This is a genomic window from Synechococcus sp. R55.7, assembly GCF_047461955.1.
Lineage (GTDB): Bacteria > Cyanobacteriota > Cyanobacteriia > Thermostichales > Thermostichaceae > Thermostichus.
This window is the reverse complement of the sequence record NZ_JANSIC010000364.1, coordinates 1-1,184: the sequence shown is the minus strand read 5'-3', so window position 1 is coordinate 1,184 and position 1,184 is coordinate 1. Positions and strand designations below refer to the sequence as shown.

1 protein-coding gene is annotated in these 1,184 nt (G+C 60.2%); it reads left to right on the top strand.

The features are described from left to right. The first annotated feature begins 104 nt into the window (after positions 1–104). The gene (gene cysK, locus NW820_RS12505; RefSeq protein WP_414407658.1) at positions 105–1,061 is read left to right on the top strand and encodes a cysteine synthase A; all 957 of its coding nucleotides are present in this window, start codon (positions 105–107) and stop codon (positions 1,059–1,061) included. Positions 1,062–1,184 lie beyond the last annotated feature (123 nt).

The window sequence follows — 1,184 nt, the reverse complement described above, 5'->3', positions numbered from 1 at the left end:
GCCAAGGAGCTTATTCAAGGGTTAGCCTCGCGTAAGGCCCTCGGTTGCTCCGGAGTTAAGGGCTAGGGCCCACTGCCGCGATGGTTTCTTCCTTTTTGTTAGCCATGAAAATCGCCGCCAACATCACCCAGCTCATCGGTCGCACCCCGCTGGTGCGGTTGAATCGGATCCCGCAATCGGAGGGGTGCCTGGCCGAGATCGTGGTGAAATTGGAGAGCTTTAACCCTGCCGCTTCGGTGAAAGACCGCATTGCCGTCAGCATGATCGAGGCTGCCGAACAGGCCGGTTTGATCACCCCCGGCAAGACCATCTTGGTGGAGCCCACCTCTGGCAATACCGGCATTGGCCTGGCCATGGCCGCTGCTGCCAAGGGTTACCGGCTCATCATCGTCATGCCTGAGAGCATGAGCCTGGAGCGGCGACTGCTGTTGAAAGCCTACGGAGCAGAGGTGCACCTGGCCAGTAGCGCCGGCGGCATGGGGGAAGCCATCTGGAAGGCTGAAGAGATCGTCCGCCGCACTCCCAACGCTTACATGTTGGGCCAGTTCACCAATCCCGCCAACCCCCAGATCCATGCCAGAACCACCGGCCCGGAAATTTGGGAAGATACCGATGGTCAAGTGGATATCCTGGTGGCAGGGGTAGGTACCGGCGGCACCATCACGGGGGCGGGCGAGTTTTTGAAGGGGAAAAACCCAGCCATTCGACTGGTGGCCGTTGAACCCAAGGCCAGTGCCGTCTTGAGTGGTGGACGGCCCGGCTTTCATCGCATTGAAGGGATCGGAGCGGGATTCGTGCCTGATGTGCTGCGGCGCGACCTGCTGGATGAGGTGATCCCAGTGGAAGATGAAGAGAGCATGGTCTACAGCCGGCGCCTGGCCAAAGAAGAAGGGATCCTCTCCGGCATTTCCACTGGGGCTGCCTTGGCGGGAGCCATCCAGGTGGGGCGGCGACCGGAAAACGCTGGCAAGCGGATTGTAATGATCCAGCCTAGTTTTGGGGAACGCTACCTGAGCACACCTCTTTTTCGCGACTTGGAGCGGGATTCCGATTCGAGATGACGATGATGCTGAGACTGCTGCCCTACAGGTCGCCCTGGCCCAGAGGGCGAGCTAGCATGGGTGAGAGTGACGTGGCGGAACGGCAGACGCGCTAGACTTAGGATCTAGTGCCGCAAGGCGTAA

What these genes read in the sequence shown, in the direction of transcription:
- cysK (WP_414407658.1), top strand. Translation starts at nt 105, where the DNA reads ATGAAAATCGCCGCCAACATCACCCAGCTCATCGGTCGCACCCCGCTG.